This is a genomic window from Pseudomonas sp. NFACC24-1, assembly GCF_900115235.1.
GTDB lineage: Bacteria > Pseudomonadota > Gammaproteobacteria > Pseudomonadales > Pseudomonadaceae > Aquipseudomonas > Aquipseudomonas fluorescens_AA.
Window position 1 is genome coordinate 1 of record NZ_FOVS01000071.1, and the last position, 5,962, is coordinate 5,962.

Sequence of the window (5,962 nt, forward strand, 5' to 3'; positions counted from 1 at the left end):
CTTGTAAACGACCAAAAGCCTATGTGGGAGCGGGCTTGCTCGCGAAGGCGGTACATTCAGCATTGATGCAGGCAGACCCATCGCCATCGCGAGCAAGCTCGGCTCCCACAGGGCTCGGCGGTGGGGCTGCTAAATAAAATGCCGGGATGTGCCCCGCTCTTGCTCTTGCTCTTGCTCTTGCTCTTGCTCTTGCTCTTGCTCTTGCTTTTGATCTTGGGCGCCCCGTTAACCACGCTGGCCGAACGCAGGCATTGCGCAGTGGGCACCTCGGCATGGATGCCGAGGTAGCCGCGCTGGGCCATGGATGGCCCTTCGCGGCGGCCCACGGAGCAATGCCGGAGTGAGGGCACACCGAGCCTAGGCGAGGTGCCGAGTGGTGGGGCAAGAGCGTTTTGCTTACTTTTGCGCTTCTCAAAAGTGAGCCGCCGTAAGGGCGGAACCGCCAGTAGCCGTTACCGCAGAAACGGATATACACCCCCTCCAAAAGCAAGGTCCTAGGAGATTTCCTTCGAGTTGTAGCGAAGTTGGTGAACTTGTCCGGCGTCTGCCTCGTGGCTAGTCTGGGTTTGTCACTGAAAAAACGGTGACACGGACGTGCAAGTCCGAAGAAACTGTTTAGGATGCGACGCTACATCGCTCAGGGGCTTTTTTCTGCCCGCTGACTTTATGGCGGCTGCACGCAGGAGATCCTTGGATCTGCTGGGTGTCCTAAACAGGCCCGGTCTTGCACACCTGCGTACGGCCGCCACCCTCATTCGCGTGCAAGCGAACGGTGACGGTTTCCACTTAACTGTTTAGGAAATCTCTAATGTTCAAAATAACTCCGAATCCGCCAGGAAGTCCTGGCAACGCCTCCAAAAAACTCGATGAGGCCGCCGAGCGCGCCCTCGACTACTACCTCAATCCCAAACCTACCGATGAAGCCTCGGGAAAAAACCCAACCGCCCAGCTCTTCATGGTCTCCCCGGATATCGTCACTGAAACCCTCCTGGCCAATGCCTCCGAAGACTTGCTGTCCATCAGCGCCATCGCCGCCGACCTGGCTGATGACGTCGACGGCTCACGCCGCAGCGTGATCCTGGCGATCAGCCGGATGGCCGATGGGGTGCAGTTGTTGGTGGAGCGGGCGATGGATCGGCTGGAGGTTCAAGCGGCGGGCTGACAGGCCTGCGGTGAATTGAAGATTGTCATCGCGAGCAAGCTCGCGATGGCGTCAGCCCTTCAGCTCTTTCCCAAACTGAAGCCGGACGCCGTTGTGGCGAGGGGATTTATCCCCGTTGGGCTGCGCAGCAGCCCTAAAACCAGTCGCCTCGGAGTGTCAGGTGGCCCACATTCAGCCAGTTGGGGCTGCTTCGCAGCCCAACGGGGATAAATCCCCTCGCCACAGCGGGTTGTGTTCTGCTCGGGCAGGCTAGATCAACCCCTTCTCATCATCGTCGATCAACCGGCTCAAGCCGCCCAAGGCTTCCCGGGCCTGGGTGCGGTCCATCAGCTTGGCCTGGGCCGCGGCTGGCAGATCGGTGACGCGGATGACGCCTTTGCTGGTCAGCACCTGGATCAAGTCATCGAGTACCCGGATCATTTCCAGGTCGCTCTGCTTGAGCTGCTTGAGGCTGTTTTCCACCGCCTGGTTGGCGAACCAGTCCTGGATCTCGTGGTTGTCGGCCGGCAAGGTCTCGGTGGCTTCGGCGTAAGCGGTGGCTTCTACGCGCACCAGCAGGCCTTGTGCATCGCGTTGCACATAAAACATCGGGCATCCCTCATGTATGAAGCGGCGTCATGCTGGGCAGCATAGGCCAACTGTGGGGGAGTATGGAGGGTGAGGACGAAATCGTCATCCTGGGCGCAGCCATGCACGACCGCCCTGTGAAGGGCGGCCGTGAGGGCTCGGTCAGCTGTTGTTGTGATCGACCTTGATGGTCGGGTCACTGCCGGCGATCAACGAGTTCAGGTTCACGTTCGACCAGTTGTTGCCTTCGAGCTTGATCGTCACGTCCGGCGTCGCCGCGGCACCGTTGGCCCCATTGAACTGGCCGGAGGTACTGACCTGCAGCGACGACACGCCATCGACCGTGCTGATCTTCAGGAAGTGGTCGATGGTGCTGCCGGTTTCACCCTGCAACAGATCCCGCAGGTCGATCCGGTCACCTTCGCCGGCGTTGAAGTTCTTGATCACGTCGGTGCCGGTGTCGCCGGACTTCCAGACAAAGGTATCGCCCCCCAGGCCGCCGATCAGGGTGTCATTGCCCTGGCCGCCGATCAGTGTGTCGTTACCCGTGCCACCCAGCAGGATGTCATTGCCCTTGCCACCGTTGAGCGTGTCGTTGCCGCCCTGGCCGAAAATGATGTCGTTGCCGGCGCCGCCCAGCAGGGTGTCGTTGCCATCGTGGGCACCGGACACATCGAACGCGGTGTAGTGCTCGGTGATGTACTGGTGCACGTTGCTGGTGGTGACCTTGCTGACGTCCACGCCGTTCTGCTGGGCGACGAAAGCCTGGATGGCCTGGTAACCCTCGCCGGCGATGCCGTTGAAGCTCACCAGGTCGCCGAACAGGATGTCATTGCCGTCGCCACCGTTGACCGTGTCGGCGCCCGGCAGGGTTGCTTCGGTGTGGCCGATGATCGAGTTGGCCAGGTTGTTCGGGTCGATGTTGGTCTGTGGTGTCGAGTCCGAATCGTAGGGCTTGAGGTCGTTCAGGGTCACATCACTGTTCAGGCCAATGGCTTCCACGCTGCTCAAGCCTTTGAGCAGCGTGAAGCTGTCGGTCGAGCCCGCTGCTGAATCGACATAGTTCCAGTATTCGCCATAGCCGGTGCCGCCCTGGTTCGACAGTTCAAAGGTGCCGTTGCCCTCGGCATGCACCGTGCCTACATAACTGTCGGTCCATTTCTTGCCGCTTTTGGTCGACAGGTACATCTCACCGTTTTCGTAGATGGTGTACTTGTGTGTGCTGTCGATCGTCTGGGTGTAGTACTTGCCGACGCTGTAATTGGCTGCGCTCAAGACATCATCGAGCTTGACGGTGCCGTAAAGCGTCGGATTGGTCTGTTCGCCGGTCTGGTAGTAAGTCGGCTTGCCGTCGGTAATGAAGTACGTCAGGTTCTTCGCCCCGGTATTGTTCAGGGCGTCGGTGCTCTTGAAGAAGTTCGCCGTGGTCTTGAACACGTCTTCATAGTTGGTACCGCCGCCGGACACCATCGAGTCGAGTACGCCCTTGAGCAGGGTCAAGGCGTTCGGGTCGTTGAGGTTGACCGAGACCGTGTTGTTCACCTGGCTGTCGAAGTCGGCCAGGAAGATGTTCACCGTCCCGGAGTTGCTGCCCAAGCTTTGCTTGAGGGTGTTGAACACCGAGGTCAGCGAGGCCTTGGCCGCTGCGATGGACGAGTCGCTCATGCTGCCAGAGCTGTCGACCATGAAGGCGATGTTGTAGTTGACCCCCGGCACCACGGTCAGCCCGCCGATGTCGGCGACCACGATGTCGTTGCCGTCGGTGCCGGTGACGTTGTCGCTGCCAGACGTGGCGGTGACCGCGTTGTAGGTCGCCGGGTAGACGGTGACCGGGATCTGCGCCGTACTGACCGCCGAACCGCCGAGGGCTTCGGTAGAGGTCGACGTCACGGTCAGGTTGAACTGGCCGTTGTAGTAGGTCGGTGGCGTCAGGGTCAGGCTGCCCAGGTTCCAGCCGGTGACCGAGGCCTCGCCGTTGCTGCCCACGGTCGCGGTATGGCCCGCGCCGTCGCTCAGCACGCTGCCTTCCGGAATACCGCCGATCTTCACGCTCAAGCTTTCGGAGCCGTCGGTGTCGGTCAGGGCGGTGGTGATCTTCGACAGGTGCACGCTGGTGCCTTCGGCGCCTTCGTTGAGCTTGAAGCCGTCGTAGTAGCCTTCGCCGTTGGTGCCGTGCAGGTCGGAGACAGTCACGCCAGCGTTCGCCAGGTCGGTCACGCCAGTGTAGAGCGGCACGCCGGCACTGCTCAGGTCCACTGGCGTGCTGCCGTTGACCGACAGGTTCACGTCGTAGCTGCCCGGGCCGGTCTGGTTGTGGTGGTAGATGTCCAGGGTGTAGTAGCCGCTGGTGGTCGGCGTGAACGAACCGTTCAGCTTGCCGCCTGCGCCCCAGGTAATGCCCGCCACATCCTTGCCGCCAATGGTCACCAGCAGGCTGTCATCGCCCGTGCCGCTGAAGGTGTAGGTCTTACCGGCTTCGAGGAAGATCAGGCCGGAAGTTTTCGACGCAGTGCCCGGGTTGACGTTGCTGTCGGACTGAACGTTGGTCACGTTGGTGCTGCTGTTTGGCGTGCCGGCGGCATCGATCACCGACTTGAGCGTGTCGGACGGCGCGCCGCTGCCATCGGTGCCCAGGCCCGACAGGCCGGTCCAGACTTCCTTGATCAGACCGGTGGAGGTCACGCTGTTGCCAGCCACGTTGAGGCTCGGTGCGTCGGCGACCGGCGTGATATCGATCTTCACGGTGCTGGTATTGCCCAGCGCCTGGCCGTCGGTTGGTTGGAAGCTGATTTGCGCGTAATCGGCCTTTTGATCGCCCACGCCGGTCGGGTTGCCGTTGGCGCCGGATTCGTTGGCATCGGGGGTAAAGCGCAGTTTGCCGGCGTCGATGTCGGCCTTGGTGAACGTCTGGTTGTTGGCCACGTCCTTCCAGGTTGCGCCGTCCAGGTACTGCAGCTTGCCGTCACCCGGCAGCCCGGTGATTTTCACACCCTGGCTGGCGGCGGCGCTGTCCACGTCGCTGATACCGAACGTCGACCAGCCGAGGACCAGCGAAGTGTCTTCGGTACCGGTCACCGCGCCGCCGGTGGCTACTGGTGCGTCGTTAACCCCGACCACGTTCACGGTAGTGGTCGCGGTGTTCGAGTAGTTGCTGCCGTCGGTCACCGTCACGGTGATGATGCGCGGTACGGTGCTCGGATCTTCGCTGTTGTTGATGAAGCTGATGTTCTTGATCTGCTGCATGTAGTCGGCCAGCGTCGCGTTGCCCGACAGCGTCAGCACGACCTTGCCGTCGGTGCTGTTGGCGTTGATGCTGATGCCGTTGACGCTGTTGCCCAGGTTCAGCGCATCGCCAGGCTGACGGTTGGTCAGCACGATGGTGGCGCCGGTCAGCATGGTGCTGTCCGGGTCGGTGATCTTCAGGTCGGTATCGGCGATGGACACGCCCGGGCCAGTGGTGCCTTCGGTGAAGGTCACCTGGTAATCGGCACCCGTCTTGCCGCTGGAGTTGTTGGCGTCCAGGTCGAGTACCGGCGGCGCATCGTTGTCGATGATCGAGGTGCTGACGCTGCCGTTGGTGCCGCTGACGCCCAGGTGTTCGAAATTGCCGCCGGTGGCCGAGTCGATCTTGACCACGAAGTTTTCGGTGCCTTCGGTGATCTTGTCGTCCAGCGTCGCCACGTTGAAGGTAGCGCTGGTGGCGTTGGCCGGGATCTTCACGGTGTAGACACCGGTGAAATCCGTACCGTCGGCGGCGGTGCCGCTGTAGACGATCTTGACGGTCACTTCCGTCTGCGCCGGGTTGGTCAGGCTGACGGTGTACGTGGCTGCCTGGCCTTCGGTGACGGACGTGCTGCCGCTAATGCTGACGGTGGTGTTGTCGACGGTATCGCCCACCGTCGTCGACGCGCCGGTCTTATCGACAGCGATGGCTTCGAGGTTGCCGCCGGAAGCCGATTTGATCGTTTCGGTGATGGACGGAGCACCGGTGTAGACATCGTTGCCAGCAGCCACATCCAATACGCCCGAGCTTGCGCCGGCGGCGATGGTGATGGTTTTGCCGCTGTCCAAAGTAACAGTGACCGGACCGTCCTGTGCAGTGACGGGTTTGCCGTCGGCGCCGGTCAGGGTGGCGGTGTAAGTGATGGTGCCGTTTTCGTTCACGGTTGGTGTGGCGGTCAAGGTCACGGTGGTGGTGTCGTTGACGTCGCTGACGATGGTGCTGACTGGCGC

General features: G+C 61.6%; 2 protein-coding genes and 1 pseudogene. 1 reads left to right on the forward strand and 2 read right to left on the reverse strand.

Features of this window, described 5'->3' with window-relative positions:
- Positions 1–808 precede the first annotated feature (808 nt).
- Positions 809–1,162 (forward strand): DUF6124 family protein, encoded by a 354-nt coding sequence (locus BM317_RS29455; RefSeq protein ID WP_092477198.1) that lies wholly within the window; start codon positions 809–811, stop codon positions 1,160–1,162.
- Between the two features lie 249 nt (positions 1,163–1,411).
- Here the strand turns inward: BM317_RS29455 and BM317_RS29460 are convergent, their stop codons facing one another.
- Together BM317_RS29460 and BM317_RS29465 are read right to left on the reverse strand one after the other, a co-directional pair.
- Entirely contained in the window at positions 1,412–1,750 is a 339-nt protein-coding gene (locus tag BM317_RS29460; protein ID WP_053161687.1) for a hypothetical protein, read from the reverse strand.
- A 141-nt stretch (positions 1,751–1,891) separates the two neighbouring features.
- Positions 1,892–5,962: pseudogene (locus BM317_RS29465) on the reverse strand (LapA family giant adhesin); the annotation flags it as partial.

Excerpts from the sequence above, each read along its gene's own strand:
- BM317_RS29455 (WP_092477198.1), top strand. The coding sequence starts at position 809 with ATGTTCAAAATAACTCCGAATCCGCCAGGAAGTCCTGGCAACGCCTCC.
- BM317_RS29460 (WP_053161687.1), bottom strand. The coding sequence starts at position 1,750 with ATGTTTTATGTGCAACGCGATGCACAAGGCCTGCTGGTGCGCGTAGAA.